The sequence below is a fragment of the Microbacterium sp. CCH5-D1 genome, from assembly GCF_001557335.1.
In the GTDB taxonomy this organism is placed as follows: domain Bacteria; phylum Actinomycetota; class Actinomycetes; order Actinomycetales; family Microbacteriaceae; genus Microbacterium; species Microbacterium oxydans.
The window spans coordinates 1-351 of record NZ_LSJW01000133.1 but is presented as its reverse complement, the minus strand read 5'-3'; the positions used below and the strand labels follow the sequence as shown (position 1 = coordinate 351).

Genomic DNA, 351 nt, shown 5'->3' with positions numbered 1-351 from the left:
CGGTTCCAGGCGATCGCCTCGTTGGGATTGTTGGACCAGATCTGCTGCCAGAGCCCGTCGGGGAAGCCGGAGAACGCGAGGATGTCCGCCCTTGCGGCATCGAGGTGCGCGAACGCGTCGGGGAGCTTCTCCTCGACGTAGTCCAAGAGCCGGTCGAACTGCGCGTTCACCGATGCTGCGTCGGGCTGGTCGTAGACGGAGTGCAGCATCGCTTTCACGGCCGGCCACATGCTCTTCGGGCAGACGCTCATCAGGTTCGCGGCGTAGTGGGTCCTGCAGCGCTGCCAGACAGCGCCGGGCAGGTTCGCCGCGATCGCTTCCACGAGTCCGGCGTGGGCGTCGGAGGTGACG

General features: G+C 67.0%; 1 protein-coding gene. It reads right to left on the bottom strand.

The genetic code is table 11. The features are described 5' to 3' along the window. A partial coding sequence (locus AX744_RS08185) for a transposase (RefSeq protein ID WP_197429188.1) occupies nt 1–351 on the bottom strand: 351 nt, incomplete at both ends.